At 54.1% G+C, this 22,802-nt stretch carries 14 protein-coding genes; 11 read left to right on the top strand and 3 right to left on the bottom strand.

The features are described 5' to 3' along the window. Window positions 1-21: 21 nt before the first annotated feature. Window positions 22-2,262, bottom strand: a complete 2,241-nt coding sequence (locus FKG94_RS26020) for a TonB-dependent receptor (protein WP_142929878.1) — start codon at window positions 2,260-2,262, stop codon at window positions 22-24. Window positions 2,263-3,313: 1,051 nt separating this feature from the next. Between FKG94_RS26020 and FKG94_RS26015 the strand changes: the two genes are divergently transcribed. From FKG94_RS26015 to FKG94_RS26000, 4 genes are read left to right on the top strand one after another with little or no spacing between them, the layout of a single operon-like run. Further along, entirely contained in the window at window positions 3,314-3,889 is a 576-nt protein-coding gene (locus tag FKG94_RS26015) for a helix-turn-helix domain-containing protein (protein ID WP_142929877.1), read from the top strand. 50 nt (window positions 3,890-3,939) lie between these two features. Beyond that, window positions 3,940-4,506, top strand: a complete 567-nt coding sequence (locus tag FKG94_RS26010; protein WP_142929876.1) for a peptidylprolyl isomerase — start codon at window positions 3,940-3,942, stop codon at window positions 4,504-4,506. After that, the gene (gene pepQ / locus FKG94_RS26005; protein ID WP_142929875.1) at window positions 4,499-5,827 is read left to right on the top strand and encodes a Xaa-Pro dipeptidase; all 1,329 of its coding nucleotides are present in this window, start codon (window positions 4,499-4,501) and stop codon (window positions 5,825-5,827) included. The genes FKG94_RS26010 and pepQ overlap by 8 nt, the downstream gene beginning before the upstream one ends. Window positions 5,828-5,855: 28 nt before the next feature. Continuing rightward, the gene (locus FKG94_RS26000) at window positions 5,856-7,202 is read left to right on the top strand and encodes a cytosine permease (RefSeq protein WP_142929874.1); all 1,347 of its coding nucleotides are present in this window, start codon (window positions 5,856-5,858) and stop codon (window positions 7,200-7,202) included. Here the strand turns inward: FKG94_RS26000 and FKG94_RS25995 are convergent. Beyond that, complete coding sequence (locus FKG94_RS25995) at window positions 7,155-10,346, bottom strand: hypothetical protein (RefSeq protein WP_142929873.1); 3,192 nt, start codon at window positions 10,344-10,346, stop codon at window positions 7,155-7,157. The two genes, FKG94_RS26000 and FKG94_RS25995, sit on opposite strands and share 48 nt — an antisense overlap. Before the next feature lie 1,063 nt (window positions 10,347-11,409). On the opposite strand from FKG94_RS25995, the gene FKG94_RS25990 reads away from it, so the two are divergent. The 4 genes from FKG94_RS25990 to FKG94_RS25975 all read left to right on the top strand — a co-directional run bounded on the left by FKG94_RS25990 (window position 11,410) and on the right by FKG94_RS25975 (window position 17,667). After that, window positions 11,410-12,024 carry a glutathione S-transferase family protein gene (locus tag FKG94_RS25990; RefSeq protein ID WP_218943649.1) on the top strand — a complete coding sequence of 205 codons (615 nt, stop codon included), beginning with the start codon at window positions 11,410-11,412 and terminating at the stop codon, window positions 12,022-12,024. Window positions 12,025-12,143: 119 nt separating this feature from the next. After that, window positions 12,144-14,198 (top strand): TonB-dependent receptor, encoded by a 2,055-nt coding sequence (locus FKG94_RS25985; protein ID WP_142929872.1) that lies wholly within the window; start codon window positions 12,144-12,146, stop codon window positions 14,196-14,198. A gap of 30 nt (window positions 14,199-14,228) precedes the next feature. Continuing rightward, complete coding sequence (locus FKG94_RS25980) at window positions 14,229-15,359, top strand: PepSY-associated TM helix domain-containing protein (protein ID WP_142929871.1); 1,131 nt, start codon at window positions 14,229-14,231, stop codon at window positions 15,357-15,359. A 769-nt stretch (window positions 15,360-16,128) separates the two neighbouring features. Beyond that, window positions 16,129-17,667 carry a hypothetical protein gene (locus FKG94_RS25975; RefSeq protein WP_142929870.1) on the top strand — a complete coding sequence of 513 codons (1,539 nt, stop codon included), beginning with the start codon at window positions 16,129-16,131 and terminating at the stop codon, window positions 17,665-17,667. 346 nt (window positions 17,668-18,013) lie between these two features. On the opposite strand, the gene FKG94_RS25970 is transcribed toward FKG94_RS25975, so the two are convergent. Further along, the gene (locus tag FKG94_RS25970; protein ID WP_142929869.1) at window positions 18,014-18,913 is read right to left on the bottom strand and encodes a LysR family transcriptional regulator; all 900 of its coding nucleotides are present in this window, start codon (window positions 18,911-18,913) and stop codon (window positions 18,014-18,016) included. Between the two features lie 293 nt (window positions 18,914-19,206). Here FKG94_RS25970 and FKG94_RS25965 point away from each other — a divergent pair, with 293 nt between their 5' ends. Genes FKG94_RS25965 through FKG94_RS25955 form a run of 3 tightly spaced genes read left to right on the top strand, consistent with a single transcriptional unit; the run spans window position 19,207 to window position 22,777 of the window. Continuing rightward, a complete protein-coding gene (locus tag FKG94_RS25965; protein ID WP_142929868.1) occupies window positions 19,207-20,211 on the top strand; it encodes an N-acetyltransferase DgcN family protein in 1,005 nt (334 codons plus the stop codon). Beyond that, window positions 20,208-21,194, top strand: coding sequence for an N-acetyl-D-Glu racemase DgcA (dgcA, locus tag FKG94_RS25960; protein ID WP_142929867.1), 987 nt, complete (start codon window positions 20,208-20,210; stop codon window positions 21,192-21,194). Before FKG94_RS25965 ends, dgcA begins: the two co-directional genes overlap by 4 nt. A gap of 35 nt (window positions 21,195-21,229) precedes the next feature. Then, window positions 21,230-22,777: a M81 family metallopeptidase gene (locus tag FKG94_RS25955; RefSeq protein WP_142929866.1), complete on the top strand. Its 1,548-nt coding sequence runs from the start codon at window positions 21,230-21,232 to the stop codon at window positions 22,775-22,777. Window positions 22,778-22,802: the final 25 nt, after the last annotated feature.

Raw genomic sequence — 22,802 nt, 5'->3', positions numbered from 1 at the left:
AGCGGTCCCGATGCTGGTGGTTTAGAAGTTATAGCGGTACTTGACGTCCCAGATACGGCCCGGCGCCGCCGCGGAAAATCCGCCGACCACCCATTCGCTGTTGTACTCCTCGTCCGTGGCATTGTCCACGGAGGCTATCAGCGACCAGCGCCCCTCCTGATCTTCCACACCAAAGCGCAAATTCAGCAGATTCAGCGCGTCGCGGGCGCTGGAATTTTCCACGTCCCAGAACTGTTCGCCGCGACGCTCGAAGTCGATGCGGGTAAACAACTCGGTATTGGCGAGATTCCACGGCAGAATATACTGGGCACCAATGTTCCAGGTCTGCTCGGCGATATAAGGTGCGTCGTTGCCCTCGGCGGCGGGGTTGGGCGTATAGCCCTCGATCTCGCTGTCGGTGAAACCAAAGGCGGCGTAGAGGTCGAGCCCCTCGGCGGCCCGGTACAGCACATCAATTTCGGCACCGCGCAGCGACACATCGTCAATGGTTGTCAAAATCTGCGCGCTGATCGCACCGATAAAGGAAAAGAACTGCTGGCCTTCGATATCGGTGGAAAAAACCGCGGCGTTGAGGCGCAGGCGATTGTCGGCAAACTGCCCCTTGAAGCCCACTTCATAGGACTGCGATTCCTCCTGGTCCACCACATCGGTGACGCCGTTGATACCGGCCTCGGCGGCGGTGACTGAAATGCCGTTCTGATTGAACTGGCCACTGCGGAAACCCTCGCCGTAGGTGCCGTACCAGGAAATGGCGTCGGAGGGAAGGTAGCGCAGTGTCACCTTGGGCTGCCATTTGTCGTAGGTGGCACTGTTGCGGGCGCCCGGCTCACCGGCGGGAAACTGCAGCGGCGAGACGCGCTGCTCGCGTTCCTCCTCGTCGTAGCGCAGGGCCACCGAGGCTTCCCACTGCTCGCTCAGGTCCCAGTTGAGCTGGCCGAACACCGCCCAGGCGGTGTTGTCATTGTCATCGGCCAGAAAAGACACCGTGGGGTTAATCGGGCCGGTAATCGGGCGGCGCTCCACGCGCCGGATGCCGTCGCCGGTATCCACCCCCGTGGACAGGGAAATAAAGCGCTCCCAGTCGAGGTAGTAGGCACCGATTTCCCAGCGCAGGGCCCGGTCGCCGGGCGAGCTGAAGCGAAACTCCTGACTGAATGCCTGCAGGTCGAAAAAGCCGGTCTGGGTGCCGTCGAAACCAAACAGGGCCGCGGAGCTGCGGGCATTGGTGTAGGGGAACTGGTCGGAGTCGGACCACTCCTCGATATCGGTGTAGGCACTGGTGGCGATAAATGTGCCGAAGTCGGTTTCGTAATCGATCTTCAGCGCCAGATCAAACATATCGCGCTCACCGCGGTCGGGGTTGTTAGAGATAATCGGCAGCACATTGTTGGCGTCTATCGGTCCTGTGCCGGTACCGAAACCGATGGCGGTAATACCGTCGTCGGCCAGGTCTACGGCCTGGTATTGAAAACCGATACCGCGGCCGCGGTGGCGCTGGGCATTGGCGCGGAAATCCAGCGACAGTGTCTCACTCGCCTCCCAGATCAGGCGCCCGCGCAGGGTGGTATCCTCGAAGGGATCATCCTTTTCGTTGCGGGTGATATTGCGCAGGTAACCCTCGCGATCGATGTATTTGGCCGACAGGCGCCCGTAGAGTTGATCCGGCACCAGGGCGCCGCTGAGCGAGGTTTCTACAGAGTATTCGTCACCGTCGCCAAAGCCCGCCTCGACATAGCCCTCGAAATCGTCGGAGGGCTTTTTGGTATTGATAATAATGGCACCGCCGGTGGCGTTGCGGCCGTAGATGGCCCCCTGGGGGCCCTTGACCACCTCGATACTCTCGACATCGAACATTTCCTGGCGCAGTTGGATGCCGCTGAACTGCAGCACACCGTCCACCAGCACCGCCACCGGCGCCTCGCCGTTCCTGACCTGGGTCTGGCCGCGAATACTCAGGAAGCTGGTGCCGATGCCCTGGGATGTGGCCAGGGTGACATTGGGGGTCAGTTGAATAAAGTCCTCCACCCGCTCGATACCGGCCTGCTCCAGCATCTGGGCATTGAACGCGGTGACCGCCACCGGGCTGGCCTGGGCGGTTTCGTCGCGGCGCCGGGCGGTCACGACGACTTCCTCGAGCGCCAGCGACTCTTGCTGAACCGGTGTCTGGGACATAAGTTGGGGGGACGCGCCGGCCAACAGGGCAAAACCGGCCGAATGGAGAACACTGCGGTGCAGCTTGCGGGGATCGGGAATAACGGACATCTGGGCCCTCCAATTACTGTTGTTGTAATGCGTTATTAATTTGTCTTGTTTATCTTTTTCTAATAATTAGATAGTTGGCCTGGCAGCCATAGTCGACCGGATAGCTATGGTCGGCCTGGCCGCCGGCGCTCCTTCACTGCTCGTTTACTGCTCGCGATTCCCGCTGCGCTGCTGACTGTCTAGTAGTCTCTGTCCTGTAGTCTCCGCCCAGTAGTTTCCATTCGATGATTTGCCATTGATCCGCACTTCAGCGGCTTGTCGGTCTGCTGAGCTGGCCAGCACGCCCGAAGGCAACATTGGCACCTACCATAGCATATATAATTCTCATGTAAAATATATTTGATATAGTGAAAAAATTTGATAAGGTTGATTACATTAACAAGGAGTATCGAAAATCGATCGATATATACGGGCAAAACTGGCAAGGTGCTGGCCAGGTCGCCCCTGGTGATAGCTGGGCGAGGACCTGCTAGAACGGGTACGCATAATGGGGATACGGGTATACATAGCGGGGAGCTAGAGGGGGCAAGAGGGGCGCCGGTATCCCTGCCTTAAACGAAATTGCGCCGCTTATCGACCCCACGTTATCCCTGCCGATCTTGGTTAAGAATATCGGAGGTAGGTTTGCCGCTGGGTGGGGCTGTCAGAAACTCTCGACAGCAGGGATGCTGTCGGGCACCACCAAGAGTAGGCGCTCTAGGCGAAAGTAGGCGCTTTAGGCGAGTCCCCATGGGTGGAGCGGGGAAAAGCGAAGCACTGCTTCGCCCCGCGAAACGCCCAAAGCCTCTGGCTTTGGGCTGGACCCGCTTGCGGGGGTTCATCGAGGGGACGCCTAGTCCGTGTTTCTGACAGCCCCACCCAGCGGCAAACCGGTCAATTGACACATTTTTTACTTAAGGAAGTGCCATTTGGGCCGCCGCCATCCTCGCCAGCGAAAAACTTGCACCAGGGTGGACCTACCCCCAGCGTTGCTGTTCAATGCGCCAACAGTATCGCACTGAGAGATAGCGAGCAGTAATAGAGATAAGACTCAAAATTAAGGAGCCATTTTTTGCCAACCGAAATAGATAAAGCCAAATCCATCGGCAAATCCATTCCCGCCCTGCTGCTGGCGCGGCGCAAGGAATTGGGCCTGACACTGAAGGCGCTGGCCGATAAAGCGGAGCTGTCGCCGGCGTTCGTCTCGCAGGCCGAGCGGGGCAAGGCCGTGCCCTCCATTGTCTCGCTGATGCAGTTGGCCGCGGCACTGGAAACGGATATCAACTACTTCCTGTCACCGCCCAAAATCGAAAGCCTGGTGCGCCGGGCCGATGACCCGGTGCAAGTCGATATCGAGTCGCCGGTGACCTACTACCGGCTCGACGGCGATGTGCGCAACCCGCAACTGACGGCCCTGCTGATGATTATTCCGCCGGGCTGCGAACTGCCCCAGGTACACCGCCAGGAGGGGGACGACTTCTTTTATGTGTTGCAGGGCAGCAAGCGCATTGTCGTCGGCGACGAGGTTTTCGATTTGAATGCGGGCGACAGCATCCATATCAATTCCCAGATCGATCACAACGCCATGAACCTGGGCGATACGGAATGCCGGGTATTGTGGGTGGGCACACCGGCTATTTTTCCTTAACACCGAGCCACCACCGAACTGCAACCGAACTATAAAAACAGGCACCGATAATGCCCACCACCTCGACAGCCAGCACCGCGACAAGCCGTAACCGGGTCGGCCCCGTGCTGCATTTCGCCACCGGCTGCGGGGATTTTACCGTCGAGCTCAATGCCCAACGGGCACCGGTTACCAGCCGCTACTTTCAGGCGCTTGTCGCGGCGGGACACTACGCCGGCAGCACGATTTACCGGATTACCACACCGGCTAATGACCACCGCGGCAACGGCGGCCCGATCCGCATCATCCAGGGCGGACTCAAAGTCGGCGCCGCCCGGTCACTGCCGGCGTTGCCACTGGAGCCCACCAGCGACACCGGCCTGACACACCGGCGCTGGGCATTCTCCACCGCCCGCTTCGCCGAGGACCGCCCCTACGGGGCGTTTTTTATCTGCATGGAGGACAGCCCCTGCCTGGATGCCGGCGGCGAGCGCAACGGCGACGGCCGGGGTTTTGCCGTCTGCGGCGCCGTGGTGGCCGGCTTCAGCACGCTGGAAACCATTTATGCCCGGGCGGAAAACAGCGATTTTCTGCAGCGGGAAATTCCCATCACCGCCGTGAGTATCCACCATGAATAAACTGTATGCCGATCATATCGACCACAAGCTGGCGATCTATCGCACCGTATTCGAAAACACACCCTGGCGGAAAATCGTTATCCATTCCGGTTCCGAGCACATGCAGTTTCTCGATGACCTGCCCTACCCGTTTAAAGTCAATCCCTATTTCAAGGAGTGGCTGCCGCTGCTCGACCACCCCGAGGCCTACCTGCTGATCGAGGCTCAAGGAAACGGGCCACGGCTGCTGCTGAAGCAGGTGGACGACTACTGGCACTCACCGGCCGAGCCGCCGGGCGCTGATATCACCGCGGCTTTCGAGATCGACTACTACCAGACCGCGCAGCAGTTGCAGCGCCAGTTGGGAGTCGATGCCACTACGGCCGTAATTGGCGAGAACGGCGACGGCGAGTTGCCACTGACAGCACCGCAGTACAACAACGCCGACGTGCTGCATATCGTCGACTACCACAGAGCCGGCAAAAGCGCTTATGAAATAAGCTGCATGGCAGCGGCCAACCAACTCGCCGTCGAAGGCCACAGAGCCGCAGAACAGGCGTTTTATCGAGGTGATTCGGAATACGCGATTCACCAGGCTTATCTGGTTGCAACCAAGCAGACGGAAAACGAACTGCCCTACAACAATATCTGCGCCTTGAATGAGCACGCCGCAGTGCTCCACCATATGCATCTGTCCAAGCGCGCACCAGGCGTTATGCGTTCTTTTTTGATCGATGCGGGGGCCGGACACGCCGGTTACGCCGCCGACATTACCCGCACCTACCAGGCCCAGGAGCAGACAGTAGACGGCGATTTCAGTGCACTGCTCAGCGGTGTCGAAACCTGCCAGCAGCGCCTGGCGCAGGATTGTCTGCCCGGTGCCGATTACGTCGACCTGCATAACTCCATGCACGGGATGTTGACCCGGTTGCTTTGTGATATGGAAGTATTCAAGGTCTCCGTCGATGAAGCACAGGCAAAAAGTTTGAGCAGCGCGTTCTGCCCCCACGGGCTGGGGCATTTGATCGGCGTCCAGGTTCACGATCGCGGCGGCCACCAGTGCGGCCGGCAGGGGCAACTGCGGCCGCCCCCCGCGCAATACCCGGCGCTGCGTTGCACCCGCACATTAACCGAGAATATGGTCGTCACGGTGGAGCCGGGTGCCTACTTCATTCCAAGCCTGCTCGAACCGCTGCGTCACACGCAAGCCGAAGCAATTAACTGGCCATTGGTGGACAAGCTGATACCCTTCGGCGGCGTGCGCATTGAAGACAATGTCGTCGTCACCAGCAATCGGGCCCGCAATTTGACCCGTGAGGCCTTTGCGGCCCTCGGCACCTGATCGAGCCGGTCGCCATCGAAGCCAGCCCATGTCGACACTCTCACGCTTAACCCGCAATCACGCCAACCACGCCGTGCCGCCGGATGAACAGGTCGGCGGCGTCCGCATCGCCTTGGTTATCGTCGGCGTTGCCATTACCCTGCCGGCGTTTTTACTGGGGGCGGAAATTATCCACGGCCTCGGCGCCGTCAGGGGCATAACGGCCATTTTTTGCGGCGGGCTGATACTGACGGCTACCGCCATGCTGACCATGACCGTCGGCGCCAGAAGCAAGCTGACGACTTATGCCATCACCCAGTTCGCCTACGGCCGAACCGGTGCCCGGGTTGTCAACCTGGTCTTGTCGATCACCTTGTTCGGCTGGTACGGCGTCACCGCCATGCTGTTCGGCCAGGCCTGCCAGCGGGCGGTGCTTGAGCTGTTCGCTATCGACTGGCCCCTGGCGGGCTTCATTGCCGCCGGCAGTGTGCTGATGGTTGTCACCACGGTGTTTGGCTTTCGCGCCATCGAGAAACTCAGCCGCCTGTCGGTGCCACTGATGCTGGCGGCTTTGTTTGCCTGTATTTACTCGGTGCTGCAACACCACTCACTGGGCGAACTGGCCGCGGTGCCGGGCAATAGCGACAGCAGACTTTCGAGCATGGGCATGGCGATCTCCGCTGTGGTGGGTACGTTTATGGTGGGGGTTACCATAGTCGCCGATATGAGCCGTTTTTCACGCCGGCCGCGCGACAGCGTTGTCGCCGCCCTGGGCAGCTACGGCAGTTTCTCCATGTTGATTCTGGTGATGGCGGGCATTCCCATACTGGTGACCGGCGAAAAGGATTTAATGCGCACGCTGTATGAATTCGGCCTGGGTACGCCGGCGCTGATCATTATGATATTCGCCACCTGGACCACCAACACCAGCAACCTCTACTCCGCCTCCCTGAGTATCGCCCAGGCGCTGCCCTTTGCCCGCGACTGGGTCATTACGGTGACGGCCGGTGTCGCCGGCACGGTGTTGGCACTGAGTGGCGTTATGGTCCACTTTGTCGACTTTTTGTTGTTACTGGGCATTACTGTGCCGCCCATTGCAGGCATCTATATGGTGGACTTCTTCGTGCTGCGCCGCGGTCGCTACCAACTACAAGCATTGGATGGCGCGCCGGCTTTCAATATCCCGGCCTTTATCGCCTGGGCACTGGCGGTCGCCGTTGCCGCTTTGAGCTCCAAGCAAGTATTGGTGATCACCACCATTCCTGCCTGTGACGCTATTGTCTGCGCGGCACTTTGTTATCTGGTATCGATGCGGCTGGCCGGCCGGCGCTTCGATGCGGTGCAAAAATCAGCGACTCAGAATAACGCGCTGTCCGTTGACCGGATCAATCGCTAACAGTGTATTAGAAGCACCGGCGATGCCACCAAGATCAGTGCCGTCGATAACCAGCAGCCGCGAGTTGGCGGCATCGAATGCCACAGCTTTTGGCTCAAATAGGCGATTAAAGGGATCATCTGCAAAGTTATTGGACAAAATCCTGATATTCGCGGTATCCATATCAATGGCAAGTACGACATCTCCCCCCGCCTGGCCAATGGTATACGCCGTATTGGTCTCGGGATCGAAGGCAAGGTCTCGAGCTCTCGCCAGGCGTCTGCCAGCGTTGTCATCACTACTGGCCAATACCCTGCGCTCACCCGTGTCAAGATTGACTGACATCAACACTGCTCTCGGACTGGTCGTAAACGCATCCAATACCAGTAGGCGATTATTGGCGCGATCTAATGCAATGCCGGCAGGATTAGCTAAACGAATGGCCTCCGGGTCACTGGCATCGGGGAAGGTATTGCTGGACAACAACCCGCGCTCACCCGTGTCGAGGTTCATGGTAATAATGGAGTCCGTTCTCGTACTGGCGAAGTAAGCGGTATTGCTTTCGTTATCGACGACCACATCAGTCCCATCCGGAAACAGTGGATCACTACTGTCGAAACCATCGGCAAAAACGGCTTGCTCCCCGCTTTCAGTATCAACACTGATGATCGAGGATGGATAGTGTGGGAGTAACAGGCGATTATTATTGCTGTCCAAAACAACAATGCCATTCCTGATGGTAAAGGGTAAAAGCTCTCCATCAGGCTGTGTGAAAGAGTCACCAATATAACCACCGGCCAACAAGTCTCTGCGCTGGTTAAGGACATCAATACGCTTAATGGCAGCGCCAACATGGCTACCCTGATTGCGCCTTAGATAACCATCGAGGACGTAGACGCTATCGTTAGTGGAGTCAACGGCAAAATTCAAGGCATTAATCAGCGGGTTTTCACGCACCGGGAAATGGCTGGACAATAGCTCAGCCTCTGTACTATCACCCAGTGAAAGGGTCCTGATGGACTTTCCCTCAGCCATTAGCAGGCGATTACTGGCCGCATCATGGATGAAGCTTGGAGATGAGAAAAACCCTTGAGTACCGCCCTCTGAAAAGATCGTGCGGCTATTGTCCGACAGGTTAACGGCGATAATACGCCTGACAAAAACTGACGCATCATAAATATATAAAGTGTTGCTCGCACTCACAAAAGCCAAACGCGACGGCCCCTCAAATTGCAGCGGCGATTCAACGCCTTCGTTGTCCAGCAGAACACTACGGGCACCCGTTGATATATCGACGGAGACAATATTGTCATTTCTATTATCAGCAACCAATAGACGATTATTGGCGGCATCCGCCACCATAGAGACAGGCCCATCAAAAGGATTCGCCGCCTCATCCAGGTTACTGGATAAAACCGTTGTCTCACCACTACTGAGACCAACGGCAAATATTGCGTCATAATTAGTATCCAGTGCTACTACTCGATTATTAGCAGCATCGAAGGAGGCCGATACCGGACTTCCGGCTCTCGTGGTATAAGCTTCAAATGCCATATCCAAAGTATCATATGGACTGGCAACGATAGTGCGCTCTCCTGTACTAAGGTCCGCGGCAACCAGTTGTCCGTCTCGATTAAAGAACAAGACCCGGTTACCCGCCTCATCAAGGGCCAAAGCTACGCCGACACCATCCCGGGCGGGGTCTTCAGCGTTGTAGCGATTAGTAATACTGGTGATTGCACCACTTGACAGATTAACACGGACGACTTGGCGACTTGTAGAGTCGATTGCATAGAGCTGATTGCCACTGCTATCGATCGTGAGATTCCTTAAACTAAAGAAGTAAGGACTGGATTCAATCTCTATTCGTGCGGCACTGGAGTTCGCATTGCCAAGACTATCCACTGTTTCCACCACCAGAGTATTATTACCCTGCTCTAAATCCAAAGTAACCTCCCAAGTGGCATAGCCATCGTCGGTCGTAGCGGCGATGTCGTCAACAGTGACTCGGGCAACACCTGAACCATTACCGTCGGATGCACTGCCTCTTACGACAATCGTGCGCGCCTCCGTCAGGGATTTTGGTGGGGGGAAAAGGACACTGGCCGTTGGCGCCGTTACATCGGGAAGGGTTGTAACAGTAAAATCGGCGCTAATATCACCCACGGTTAACCTTGCCGTGGCGGCAGCATTAAAACTATCGGAGGATGTCAAAAGGACGGTCACTGTTTGACCGTTAACGACCGTACCCGCATTGGCGGTGTAATCTCCCGCTCCTATACGATACTCACCGCCGGTAATGCTAATTGGCGCAGGTACATTAATACCGCTAATCACAATCTCTTCTGCTTCAAAAGTCGTATTTCTCTCAACATCCACTCGCTCGGCAAACGAAAAAGCAGCGGGTGTTGTATCGAATACGGGCAGAGTAGTCACGGTTAGATCAGCGCTGACAGAACTGCCGGCAGGCCCGATTGTCACGGTGGCTGTCGATGAGGTCGCCGGCAGATCCGATGAGGTTACTCTTACCACAAGCGAGTCACCATCGTTAATCACACCCGCATCAGCAGTAAACAAACCATCATTCAGTTGATAAAGACCGCCAGTGATAGTAATTGGTACTGGAATATTAATACCGCTGACAGCCACGGCCGGTGAATCTATCGCTGTCGATGGCTGCACATTATCTTGAGCCGCAAAGGTAAGGCCGTCAGGGATTTCATCAAATTCCGTCAGGGTTGTAACAACAAAGTCACCCCTTATGCCGCCCACTGTCACCGTCGCTGTCACGGATGTTGCAGGCTGATCTGAGGAGGTGACCCTGACGACCAAGCTGTCACCATTATTGACCTCGCCATCCAAAGTAGTGAAAGCAGCACCGTTGAGCTGATAACTACCGCCGGTAATAGCGATAGGCGTAACTGCATTGATGCCGGTAATAGTGGCCGGCAGTGATTCAACATCCGTTGCAGGTAAAGCTTCAGTTTGTACACCGAAGTTAAAGCCATCAGGAGTGGTGTCTGTTGGCGGTTCGTTGGTTGGCGGGTCGTTTATTGTTTCTCCTCCAGTTGACGAAGAGCCACCGCCCCCGCCGCAGCCCTGAAGTACAACTAAACAGAGAACAAGCAAGTGGGTTCGCAGAGAGAGGAAAATATTCTTTTTCATAACAAGCATATTTTAGAATGAGTCATAGGATAAAAAAGCCGAGCGGTAATTGTTTTTTAACAGTGATGTAAATACGCAGAACCACTGGAAATAGCAGAGCCGCTAAATAATCGGTACATAATGTCTTAAGCATTCCTGCTCTTCTTATACTATAAGGAAAGCTGGGTCAAAGTCCCGGCTTGTCTACTTGTAAGAGATAAATTCCTCAGCTTTGATGTGCAATATGCGGTCTGCATCACGAAGTTTAGTTGTGACATAAAAAACTACGCATTTACGTAGTTGTTGAGCAGCGTTTAAACTGTTCTACTCCGCCGCCAAATAACGCCATGTGCTGCCGGGTTACCCCATTTATTAATACTGCCCTGCTTGTGAAGCAGGCAATCAAAAACATTCTCGCCGAACGTATCACAACAGGCAATTAGCTTGTCATTCATAGCGCAACGGCACAGTGAGACAGTACGTCATGTGTGCCGCCTAATTTCATGGAGTTGCATTTTTTTCATCGGCGCTTTTCAGCCAAGTGACGGCATCTCAAAACGAAGTGGTGGGAACTGTCGCGGGCAAGTTTAGTTATCAATAGTGCTGCCCAATACTCTGTACTTGTCAATGTCAGACCAGCGCGTCCTGGTATGCAGCCGGAACTGTCATTGGATTTTTCCAGTGATGGCGTGATGGGCATGGGCTGGAGTTTAGGGGGTCGCAACAATAACCCAGAGTACTCAGGAGCGGCGAGGTGAATACCGTGATTCCCATTGTGGCGGCTACTCGGCACTGTTTACCGCTGATCGACGCCGACGGTAACGGCCGCGACCCTTGATGGAGGCAAAACCCGGATGGAATGGTGTCAAATTTGATCTATTTTAGCGCTTTTCGGGCAAAAAAAGATCATATATGATACCTTCCGCTCTTCTTTCTCCCAAACAACTACAACGGCATATCGCCGCTGAATGCGGTAGGCCGACAATAGTCTACTCTGCACCTACTGACACCACGGTGTCAGTAGGTGTTCGTTATCCTGCCGATCTCAATGACATAAACATCCGAGCAACCGGAGAGCCAATCAATGATCAAGCACTACTACCACCCCATGAGCCGCGCCGTCACCACCGACTGGATGTTGAGAGAACTCAATGTTGAACACGAGCAGATTGTCGTCGACTACATGGCAGGACAGAATCATGCGGACACGTTCAAGGCCATTAATCCCATGGAGAAAGTTCCTGCCCTGGTAGATGATGGCATCGTCATTACCGAAGTGGCCGCCATCTGCGCCTATCTCGCTGACAAGTTTCCGCAAGCGGGTATGGCACCACCCATCACCGGCAGCGAGCGCGGACGTTACTACCGATACCTGTTCTTCTCAGGTAACACTTTGGAACCGATGTTCACGCTGCAAAACGAAAAACTGCACACTCCGGCTCAATCCGTCGGCTGGGGAGACCTCAAACGCGTGCTGAGCAGTATCGAAGAGATGACGCCGACAGAGGACTGGGTGATGGGAGATCGATTTGGTGCGGCAGATATCGTCTTCGGCGGCACCCTGGATTTTTCAGTGCAGTTCGGCTGGCTGTCACAACCGTCACCCAAGGTGGCGGATTATGTCCGCCGTATCAAGGCGCGACCAGCCTATCAAGCAAGCCACGAACCTTCCTGGCATCAAATACCGGACGGGAAATAGGCTGGTTGCAACCATCAGGGTTAGCAGACACTAGCTCAAAGCTTAAATATAATTATTATCATTTACATTCGCTTTCTGGCCCAGTAATATGAGCGCCGTCAAACAACCGGGCACAGACCATGATCTGCCGCTATATGCTGCCGACCACCCTGATGGTGTTATCGATTGCGACTAACGCCACGGAGACTCCCCCAGCCGGGAGTACAGAAATACTGGAAAATGTCGTGGTAACCGGTGAGCGCGTTGCGCGCAGTCAACGGGAGACCGCCTCCTCCGTGGTGGTAACCTCAGCCCTGGACTTAGACGCATTTGCCGGGCCTGATACCCTGGACCAGGTCTTTAAACAAACCGCCAATGTAACCACCAGCGGCGAGGGCAACCAGGGTCCAACTATCCGCGGCGCAAACACCAGCGGCGTTTTGACCAGCCTTGAAAGCTTCTTCGGCGGCTCTCAACCACGCACCACCATTCAAGTGGATGGCCGGCAGTTGACATTTAATGAGTATGTCTACTCCACTGAGTCAGCCTGGGATATCGACAGGATTGAAATTTTCAGAGGACCGCAGACGACAACACAGGGACGCAATGCCGTCGCCGGTGCCGTCTATATAGAAACCGCAAAACCCAACCACGATGCAGTGGAGGGAAAACTGCGCGCGGTCCTGGGTGATTACGACAGCCGCCAACTGTCGGGTGTAGTCAGCGGCCCCATGGGTGATGGCCAGTTGGCCTATCGATTCTCCGCCGATGTTCGTGAACGGGAAAGCTTTGTAAAACCGCTGGGTGTTACTGAAGATGTCGGCGCCGATCTACGAACGTCTGAAACCGTCAATCTGCGCGGCAGGTTAAGCTTGCGGCCCAGGGCGATTGAGGCGTTAGACGCGCTGTTAACGATCACCCACACGGACACCTCTCGACCGCAAACCGATAGCGTGGACCAGCCGTTCGACCAGCTAGAGCGTTTTAACCCGGGCTTCTCTGTCTTCGAAACACGCGCCAATGCCGTTGTGCTCAATGTCAATTATGCAGTCAATGACGCCGTGTCGTTGAGTAATGTCACCACGTTTTCAGATGTCAATGTAAGACGCCTGGCTCCGCTGGGGACCGGTAACGCCGCTATCGATTCCGATGACCTGACCAACGAGACGATTGTCAGAATCAATCAACCCGACAACCGGATATCCGGTTTGGTCGGGGTGTATATTTCCAGCACTGAAAGCGGGGAAAGCCTTAACCTCTCCGGGTTTGGCCTGGGTGTGGGTGAATTTACCGATGACCGGGAAAGCATCGGTGTATTTGCCGAAAGCACTTGGTCGGCAACCTCACAATTACACTTTACCGCCGGTGGTCGCTGGCAGCGAGACCGGCAAAACCGCGACGGTGGTTTTGTGCCGGATATCCCCATTGATTTTGATGAGAGTTTTTCAGAGTTTTTGCCAAAATTTGAAATTGCCTATGATATATCAGGAGATATCCGCGTCGGCATCTTGGCTGAACGCGGCTTTAATGCCGGCGGGTTTACCTTTAACTTCGATACTTTTGCAAGGGAAACTTTCCAGGAGGAAAAGCTCTGGAACTATGAGCTTTTCTTCAGGGGTAGCTTATTGGACGACCGCTTGGCGATTAACTCAAATATCTTCTACAGCGATTTTTCCGACTTGCAAATCGCTACGCTGGTTGAAATCGGGCCGGATTTTTTCGCTAACGTCTTCAGCAATGTTCCTGACGCCAGTGCGGTCGGCATCGAAATTGACAGCCGTTACCGGGCCAGCGACCAGTGGTTCCTGCAAGGCGGGATCGGCATTTCCAAAACGGAGTACGACAGCAATTCTACTGCCGGTGCACTGATTGCCGGCAATGAATTTCAGCGTTCACCCGAGGTAACCGCCGTAGCAGGAGTTATCTGGAAGCCCATTACGCAATTAGCCTTCAGTCTATTCGGTCGTTATAGCGACAGCTATTTCAGTGACGATGCCAATCTTCGCGCTAACGCCGTCGACAGTTACTGGACTGCCGACTTTCAGGCTAGTTATAGCATCGGTAATACACGTGTTTTTCTAGACGTAACCAATGTCTCGGATGAATTTTACGAAATTTCTGTTTTTGACGATGGCACACTTGCCAGCATCGGCTTCCCCCGTAGAGTGAGCATTGGACTTGAAGCGAGCTTCTAGCATCACTTTGCTACCGCTGAGCCTACAGCAGTGGTGACCAAATCCGCCACACGTACTCTTGCTACCCTACATGCATGGCTTGGTGCTGTAGCAGCGGTCTTTATATTGGCAGTGTCGATTACCGGAATCGCCATCGCGTTCTCGGCGCCGCTGTTACATCTGGAAACAGGTGCTTTTCCACAGACGGAAAAGCGGGCAGCCGATTTACCTGTCAAAATCGATGTCTTGGTTGCCGGCGCCCAACAGGAAGCGGGAGCAAGCTTTATACCTTTGGGTTATCTGGGTGCCGATGCCGAAATCGCCACCTATGTGGAAATGATATACGGCTTGTCTGCCCCACCCGATGCCGGCGGTGAAATTCAAATCGTGACATTTGATGCCGCAACTGATCAAGTTATCGGCGCATTTTACCTCGATCGCACACTGACCCATTTATTAATCGATTTTCACTATGAACTTCTTGGCGGCGGACCGGGGGCCGTTATCGTGGCAGCACTCGGTCTGTTGATGGCCGGCCTGGCAATTGTGGGACTCTATCTTTGGTGGCCGCTCAACCGGTCCGTCTGGCGCAAAATAAGAAGACTGGAACTACGTGGCAGTCTGCTGGGAAAGAGTTTCAGCCTCCACAGTTTTTTCGGCTTTTGGTTTGCGCTTGTGGTATTGGTCTGGAGCCTGACCGGCGTCTACTGGTCACAACCCGAATGGAGCCCGGGGTTTATTCGCCCGGCTACGGCAAGTCTTCCGGCGCCTATTGCTGAGCAATTCCAAAACAGCGCATGCAATGACGAGGTTACCGTTGACACTGCAATAGCGCGCGCCTTGGCCAGCCATTCACACACCACCCTACTGGAGGCGGAATTCGCTACACCCTGGCAGCCTTATCATATTATCTACCTCTCAACCGGTAGCGATATTGATAAAAAGGATGGCGATATCAGAGTGTGGGCTTCGTCAAATTGTATCGATCAGGTCCATACGGAAAGCGTCACCGGTATTGAAGTATTGGGCGCAATCAATGCGTCCATTCACTCGGGCGAAAGCTTTGGTGCCCTGCGGGTTCCGATTATCGTTATAGTGGGTCTGGTTTTATCCTTACTGGCAATTACCGGCTTGATTGTCTGGGCAAAAAAATTTCTTTTTGCCGGACCCCGTGTCCACTGAGTGTTATTCATATCGCACCGATCAGTTTGTCAAATAGGTCAGCAAGCGGGCCACTGTTTTCGATGCCGATATAGGGACGGTTGTCGATATCGGAAGTCTTAACGCCAGTACCACCCTGGGAGCACACTCAATTGCTCTCAACTCCGCCAGAGCAATTGAGTTTATGCAGAAAGGATACTCGGCATTTTATACCGCTGCTGGAAAACCTTAAATTCTTTACGGCTGCAATCCGACGTCATTATTGCCGACTGTAGTTGCGCCGGTCAAGACAATATCTATAAGCACAAGGTTTTTTTAAAGCATGTAAACCTTCACACGCTTTTCCTGCGACAGCAGGCTCTTCTCGCTTTCCATAAAGGTGCAAGTTAGTAGAAAGGTGGAGCAATTTTTAGTTGCCGGATTGAACCTTTTTGTGCCATTAACACAGTGACGTTGTGTGCATCATATAGGCACTGTATTGTACACATACATTTTAGTTTGAGTGTTAAGCTTGACCAGCGACTTAGATAGGCACGTGGCGAAAGAGCTGTTGAGCAGAGTGGATGTTTTTGCTATCACGGTTTTTATAAGTAGTTCCATGGCTCAACACGGGTAGATTCTGCGCTTTTTGTGATTTCCCGGTTACTGCTTTTATGAGTTTATTTTTTAATACTAAATAAGCTTTACAAAAACTGAGGCCTACATCCCACTCGGTCTAATCAATAGTTAGTTCCCTAATGCAAACATCAACTTTAAGCAAGCTTTTCGTTCAGACATAGAGGAAATAAGAATGGAGTACCAGTATTACACCAAGAGGATCGTATCAATAGTACTTGGGCTGATGGTAGTTAATGTGTGTTACGGGGCAGTTAATGTAGATGGAAAAATAGATATGCAGTTTCACCTCAATCGCGCGGTAGACGGCGGACGAGCAATAATTGAGCAGCCAGACGGCAAAATTTTAATTGCCGGCAATGTTCTTAATGCGGAAACCAACCAGGTTTTTGGCAAGAAAATTGTCAGGCTGTACCCAGACGGCACGCTCGACACCGGCTTTAATTCCATCGGTGATCTTGGCAGTACTCTCAATCATGTAGAACTGCAAGCCGATGGCAAGATACTTTTGGTCCAGGGTAATTTCGGTGTAGGGAGTTTTGTTCGCTTAAATATTGATGGCAGCGTTGACACATCTTTTAACGTTGGGGAGGTGCTTATCGGTGGAAGCACTCGGTTAGGCAATATTAAAAGACTAACGGTACAGCCAGATGGAAAAATATTAGTCGTCGGCTTTTTTGGTTCAATCAACGGCACCGAGCGCGCCAATATCGCACGCCTGAACGTAGATGGCAGTGTCGACCAGACCTTTAACACTGTTGGCGGTCCAAGCGCACCAGACAGCCGAGGTTTGGTGCGAGCAGACGGCGTAGCTTTACAGGATGATGGGACCATATTGGTTACCTGGAATATTGCCAAATGGTCGGGGCGTGGAAACGACTTTTTCATTAGCAGTTTTAATCCCGACGGAAGTTTAAACGCCAACTTTGGTATAGGCGGTACACGTTCACTTGTTAGTTTTACACCAACTGTCACAAATTTTCGCGGAACAGGCGATATTAAGGTAACAACGGACGGAACAATACTAGTTGGGCTAAATACCGTAATACGCTTAAATCGAAGTGGCGATATCGATACTGACTTCAACCCTATATTTTCCAGCAACAACCCTGTTCCTCGTATTTACGATATTGAGGTACAGCCCGATGGAAAAGTAATCGTTGGTGGTTACTTTACAAACGTCAATGGTTTGACCCAGGCCGGCATTGCACGGCTCGATGTTAACGGCAATTTCGACGACTCCTTTATGCGATTAAATGAGGGAAATCTGGGGCTCTCTGAACTTGCTTTTGCAATCGAATTACAGGCTGATGGTAACATCCTAGCCAGCGGAAGCTACGAAGAAATAGGCAACCCTGGCACGAGTTTTAAATTGGCCAGATTTAATACGGCACCAGTGCCGACTTGTGACAATACCGACCCTGTCGGCATTAATGTCACCGGTTCTAATTTGCTTTTCCAACTTCCTTTGGGTGACACTCAATTTGAACACTTCTATCGAGCCACCGTCCAGAACAATACCGTCAATCCCATCTCTGCCGGACAGTTCAACGTTAGCTACCCTGCATCAGGAGCGTCGGTCAGAGACAATGAGTTGAATTTCCCCGCAATCGCTGCTTGCTCGTCCATTGAAACATCCGATATCTTCAGCGTTTTAGTGGATCTCACGGTTCCATTTAATCCGGATGGCCTGGTATTTACGCTAATGCCCTGATAAAGGCCAATCGATATTAGCTAATAGAGATAGATACTTATAAATTCTCGGGGTTAGGGAGTAACCCCGAGAATTCACCAGGCAATCAGACGACAAGAGTATAAGGAGGGGTTAATACCCTCATCTTGTACTTCGGCCCGAAACCTCCCCCTAAATATCGGTAAGTCGGCGTATTGGTTACCTCGAATCCCTTCACACTTTTTTCAAATTTCTGCATCGGAACGCTACGGAGCAGCAACCACACCGGCTTCACCGGGTGTGAGTTTCGTCAAGCTGCATAGATCAGGCCCATACGCTGATTAAAATACCCGGCCGGCAATTCGGCTGAGCCGTCAGCCGGGTAGTATTAGTAAAGCGGCTCACGCTTGTCCAAAATTTCTTTTTTAAAAAAATCCAAAAAATGCATACCCAGTTTTGACAACGGTTTACTGTCTTTATAAATTGCCTTGACCATAAATTCCAAGGGCGGGTCCAGCGCCTTGTATTTCACTTTAGCTATGCCGCTGGACCTGGCCGTAAATTCATCCACTATCGCCACACCGCCACCCATCGCCACTAAATTCAAGGCAACGAAGTAAGTCTGCGCCACGATATCGGTTACAGATTCCGTATTTGACTCGTTGATCAGGCTGTTGAGCAGATCGCCAAGCGGACCGCTGTTTTCGATACCGATACAGGGGCGATTGCCGATATCGGAAATCTTAATTCTATCGGGGTAGTCATCAAATTCGTCGCCCGCGTAAATGCAGACAAACTCTCCCGTCCCCAGCAAAACCTCCTCCAAACCCCGTTGCTTTTGTGGATTGAACGCAATACCAATATCTTTATCCTGCTCGAGGATGGTCGCGTGCAGGTGGTCATGATGGCAGGTTTGAATTTCAAACTTCGCGTTTGGGTGCCGGCGGCGAAACTCCAGCACTGCTTTGGGAATGCACTCCAGGCCCAACGCCGCAATTGCCGCCAACTTCAGCTGTCCGCTATCGCCCTTTAACAGGTTATTGACAATTTTTTGCAGCGAGGCGACCTGGTCGTTGATGGTCTTGGTTTCCCGGTAGACCACTTCGGCTTCATCGGTCGGCACCAGGCGACCGCGGATTCGCTTGAAGAGCTTGAATCCCAGTTGGTCTTCGGCATGTTTCAGTATCTTGCTGACGGTGGGCTGGGTTATATTGAGAATCTTTGCCGCACCGCTTACCGAGCCCACGGTGTAAATAGCATTGAATACTTCGATATGCCTCAATCTCATAATTCTGGCCCCAGCTTATGGTCGCGACTCAACGAACGGCATAAGTTACTCTTGCGGCAAACCTCCCGAACCGACAGCGGAAGCCTTGGCACACCTCGAGTCGATTTAACCGGCGCATAGTCAAGGTAAGTGAATATATCGGCCGCCAGTCCACTTGGGGAGAGGTTGCCAGGTTTACCGGCAACTCTGTCATAGCCTATAGGAATACCCGTGGCAAAAATAGCCATTATCTTTGTTCTGCTAAAAGAAATAGTATTCTTAACAACTTCGAACGGTTTCACAAGAGTCTCACTATGGCTGCGCTATCTCCACCCTACCTACTGTTTCTCGGCGATTCGGACAACCCCTTGTCGATTAAAATCGCCCGCGGGCTGGCGCACTGGCGCCCGGAGCTGTGTATTGGCGAAACCGGTGGCGAGTTGTCACTGGGCTTAAAAAAAATGACACCCGCCCAGGGCGCCCGCGCCGGTGCGAAGACATTTATTGTGGGGCTGGCAAATGGTGGCGGCTACTTCGAACCTTCCTGGGTGGGTCCGATCATAGCGGCCATCGAAGCGGGTATGGATATCGCCAGCGGTATGCACCAAAAGCTGTCAGATCACAAAGAGATTCGCCAAGCGGCACAGAAACACAATGTATCGCTGCACGATATTCGCCACACCGCTGCTGCCCCGCCGCTCGGGACAGGCGTACCTCGCAGCGGCAAGCGCCTGCTAACGGTGGGGACGGATTGCTCCGTGGGCAAAATGTACACGGCGCTCGCCATAGAAAAGGCGATGAAACAAGAGAGACTTGACGTTGATTTTCGTGCCACCGGGCAAACCGGTATTTTTATTGCCGGCGGGGGGATTCCTGTAGACGCCGTGATTGCGGATTTTATTGCCGGTGCAGTCGAGCAACTGTCGCCACCCGCCGATCCCGGGCACTGGGATGTGATCGAGGGACAGGGGTCTTTATTCAACCCCGCTTTTGCCGGTGTCTCCCTGGGTCTGTTGCACGGCGCACAGGCCGATATCCTGGTTATGTGCCATGAGGCGGGGAGAACGCAGGTAAAAGATATGCCGGGCTTTCCAGTTCCGACCTTGAAAGACTGCATCGACACCAACCTGCACCTGGCGCGGCTCACGAATCCGGCCGTCAAGCTGGGAGCCATTGCCCTGAACTGCCGGGTGCTCGGCGCCGAGCGCGCCGATAAGCATTGCGCGGCGTTATCCGAACAGTTTGCCGTGCCCTGCTTCGACCCGCTATTACACGGTGCAGGCGCGCTTGCAGAAAGTCTGGCCGGCAAAGAGGAATGACCCGCACTGTCACTATCGCCACGGAAACCTGGCCACTGGCGAAGCCGTTTGTTATCGCCCGCGGACAGCGCAGCGAAACCCAGGTCGTTGTGGTCAGTATCGAACAGGACGGCGCGGTAGGACGGGGAGAGTCGACACCGACAGCACGCTATGGTGAGACCTGCACAACGGTCACTGCACAACTGCGCGAAATTGTACCCGAGCTAAGTGACGGCTTGAGTCGCACGGCACTACAACAGCGACTGGCTGCCGGCGCGGCACGCAATGCGGTGGATGCCGCCCTATGGGATCTGGAGGCAAAGTTAAGCGGTAAAACCGTCGCCGAACTGACTGCGCTGCCCTGGCCCGATACCGTGAATACAGTGCAAACCATCAGTCTGCTAAGCCCCGACGAAATGGCGGCGGCGGCGGTGACGCTCAGAGGCTACCCGCTGATTAAAGTAAAACTCAACGACAAGCTTGTTCTCGAGCGTGTAGAGGCCGTACACGCCCAGGCCCCCCAGGCCAAGCTCCTGGTCGATGCCAATGAGAGTTGGTCGATGGACTTATTGCAGGAAATGGCACCGCGGTTAGTCTCCATGAATGTAGTCGTGATCGAACAACCCCTGCCCACAGGCCGAGACGAGGCGTTGGCCTTCTATCGCTGCCCATTGCCGCTGGCGGCCGATGAAAGCTGCCATACCCGTGCGGAGTTGGCCTACCTGCGCGGTAAGTATGACATCATCAACATAAAACTGGACAAGACCGGCGGCTTGACCGAAGCGCTTGCGCTGCTGCACGAGGCCAGCTCCGGCGGGCTGCAGGTGATGGTCGGCTGCATGCTGGGCACCTCGCTCGGTATTGCACCGGCGATGTTTGTCGCCACCCGGGCAAGTTATGTAGACCTCGATGCACCGGCACTACTCGCCAGAGATCGCAGGCATAAACTGGTGATAAATAACGGGGTTATGTCGGCCTTGCCTGTGCAACTGTGGGGCTGCTGAAGTGCGGTTTTCAATCCTTCCCAGGTAGAAACGCTATGAAAAAATTTGCTTTGCTATTGGCCCTGGTCGGGCTGTGTGTATCGACAATGGCCCCGGCAGACAGCCAGCGCAATCAATCGAAAAGTAAGAAAGTACGTATCGGCGTTGTCAGTTTTGCCATGGAGACCTGCACCTTTTGCCCGCGCATAACCGATATTGAGCACTTTGAATACTACGGTAAGCCGTTCACCGGAGATGCCGTCCTCAACAGCGGCGCCGGCACCCGGGGCTTCGTCCATGCGGCCGGAGAATACCACAATGTCGAGGTGATCGGCGCCTACGCCGTACACGATCCCCTCGGCGGCAGTATGGGCAGTTGGGTTACCCGGCGGGCGTTTGACAAATATACCAACGCCGCTATCGAACAGTTGCGCAAAATCCCGAATCTCAATGCGGTCTACCTGCCGTTGCATGGCGCTATGGCGGTCTCCGGTATCGCCCGCCCCGAGGCCGAATTTGTGCGACGTATCAAGCAGCAGCTGGGAGACATCCCCGTCGCCGTCACTCTCGACCTGCACGCCAACGAAGATGCGGAACTTGCCAACTATGCGGATATTATTCTTATCGTCAAACGTTTTCCCCACTACGACTTTAACCTGATGGGCGAACGGGCCGCCAGACTGCTGATTCGCCAAGTGAGGGGAGTGTACAATCCGGTTATCGAAGCGCGACGCCCCAACATAGCTTTCGCCACCGTCTACGGCGGCACCCATCAGGGTTTGCCCAGGGATATGATGGAGCGGGCCCGGCGCTGGGAGAATCGTCACCTGGACACCTATGTATCGGTGGCCATGGGCTTTCCTTTTGCGGATGTACCCGATATGGGTATGAGCCTGTTCGTGATGACCAACGACAATCGCGAGCTGGCGGCGCGTATTGCGGACGATATGAATGACTATATTCGCCAGCGCCGGGCGCAGTTCGAATACGATATCCCCAAACTTGCCAGGGGTGTTGAGCAGGGCCTGGCATACTTGCAGCGCGAACAGGGGCCTGTCGTACTAGCAAACCTTTCAGATCGCCTGGGCGATGCCACACACATTCTCAGTGAGCTGATCGCCCGTAAGCGTTCGAACTATGTGGTTGCCACTATTTCCGATAAAGCGGCTATCGAAACGATTAAAAGTCACTACACCGCCGGCGATAGCCTTAAGATTGCCGTCGGCGGCCATACCGGCAGCCTGGCCGGCAAACCGGTACAGATTCATGGCAAGGTGGCTTTTGTTGGGCAGTTTCGCATCGGTGGCGATACGCCTTCAGACCTGGTCGCCATTACTTTTGGCGCCAACAACTGGGTGCTGTTGACGCCCACCCGCTACCAGGTAACGCGGCGCGCCATTCTCGACCACGCCGGCGTGCCCGTGGATAAGATGGACATATTTGTAGTGAAATCCCGCAACCATTTCCGCCGCGGTTTTATGGAGACCGGCCTGGCTAAACACGCCGTCGTTATCGATGCACCGGGACACGGGCCTGCGGATATCGGCCAGCTTACCTTTAAAAACCTGCCGAAAGGTACCTACTCCCGCTTTTTAAAATACTAGCCCGACTATTGCCGATATATCGAGC

The sequence above is a fragment of the Exilibacterium tricleocarpae genome, from assembly GCF_007004655.1.
Lineage (GTDB): Bacteria > Pseudomonadota > Gammaproteobacteria > Pseudomonadales > Cellvibrionaceae > Exilibacterium > Exilibacterium tricleocarpae.
This window is presented reverse-complemented; position numbering and strand designations above follow the sequence as displayed.

Bases quoted from the DNA above. Each gene is read 5' to 3' on its own strand.
- FKG94_RS26020 (WP_142929878.1), bottom strand. From the start codon at position 2,262: ATGTCCGTTATTCCCGATCCCCGCAAGCTGCACCGCAGTGTTCTCCAT.
- FKG94_RS26010 (WP_142929876.1), top strand. From the start codon at position 3,940: ATGCCCACCACCTCGACAGCCAGCACCGCGACAAGCCGTAACCGGGTC.
- pepQ (WP_142929875.1), top strand. From the start codon at position 4,499: ATGAATAAACTGTATGCCGATCATATCGACCACAAGCTGGCGATCTAT.
- FKG94_RS26000 (WP_142929874.1), top strand. From the start codon at position 5,856: ATGTCGACACTCTCACGCTTAACCCGCAATCACGCCAACCACGCCGTG.
- FKG94_RS25995 (WP_142929873.1), bottom strand. From the start codon at position 10,346: ATGAAAAAGAATATTTTCCTCTCTCTGCGAACCCACTTGCTTGTTCTC.
- FKG94_RS25990 (WP_218943649.1), top strand. From the start codon at position 11,410: ATGATCAAGCACTACTACCACCCCATGAGCCGCGCCGTCACCACCGAC.
- FKG94_RS25985 (WP_142929872.1), top strand. From the start codon at position 12,144: ATGATCTGCCGCTATATGCTGCCGACCACCCTGATGGTGTTATCGATT.
- FKG94_RS25975 (WP_142929870.1), top strand. From the start codon at position 16,129: ATGGAGTACCAGTATTACACCAAGAGGATCGTATCAATAGTACTTGGG.
- FKG94_RS25970 (WP_142929869.1), bottom strand. From the start codon at position 18,913: ATGAGATTGAGGCATATCGAAGTATTCAATGCTATTTACACCGTGGGC.
- FKG94_RS25965 (WP_142929868.1), top strand. From the start codon at position 19,207: ATGGCTGCGCTATCTCCACCCTACCTACTGTTTCTCGGCGATTCGGAC.
- dgcA (WP_142929867.1), top strand. From the start codon at position 20,208: ATGACCCGCACTGTCACTATCGCCACGGAAACCTGGCCACTGGCGAAG.
- FKG94_RS25955 (WP_142929866.1), top strand. From the start codon at position 21,230: ATGAAAAAATTTGCTTTGCTATTGGCCCTGGTCGGGCTGTGTGTATCG.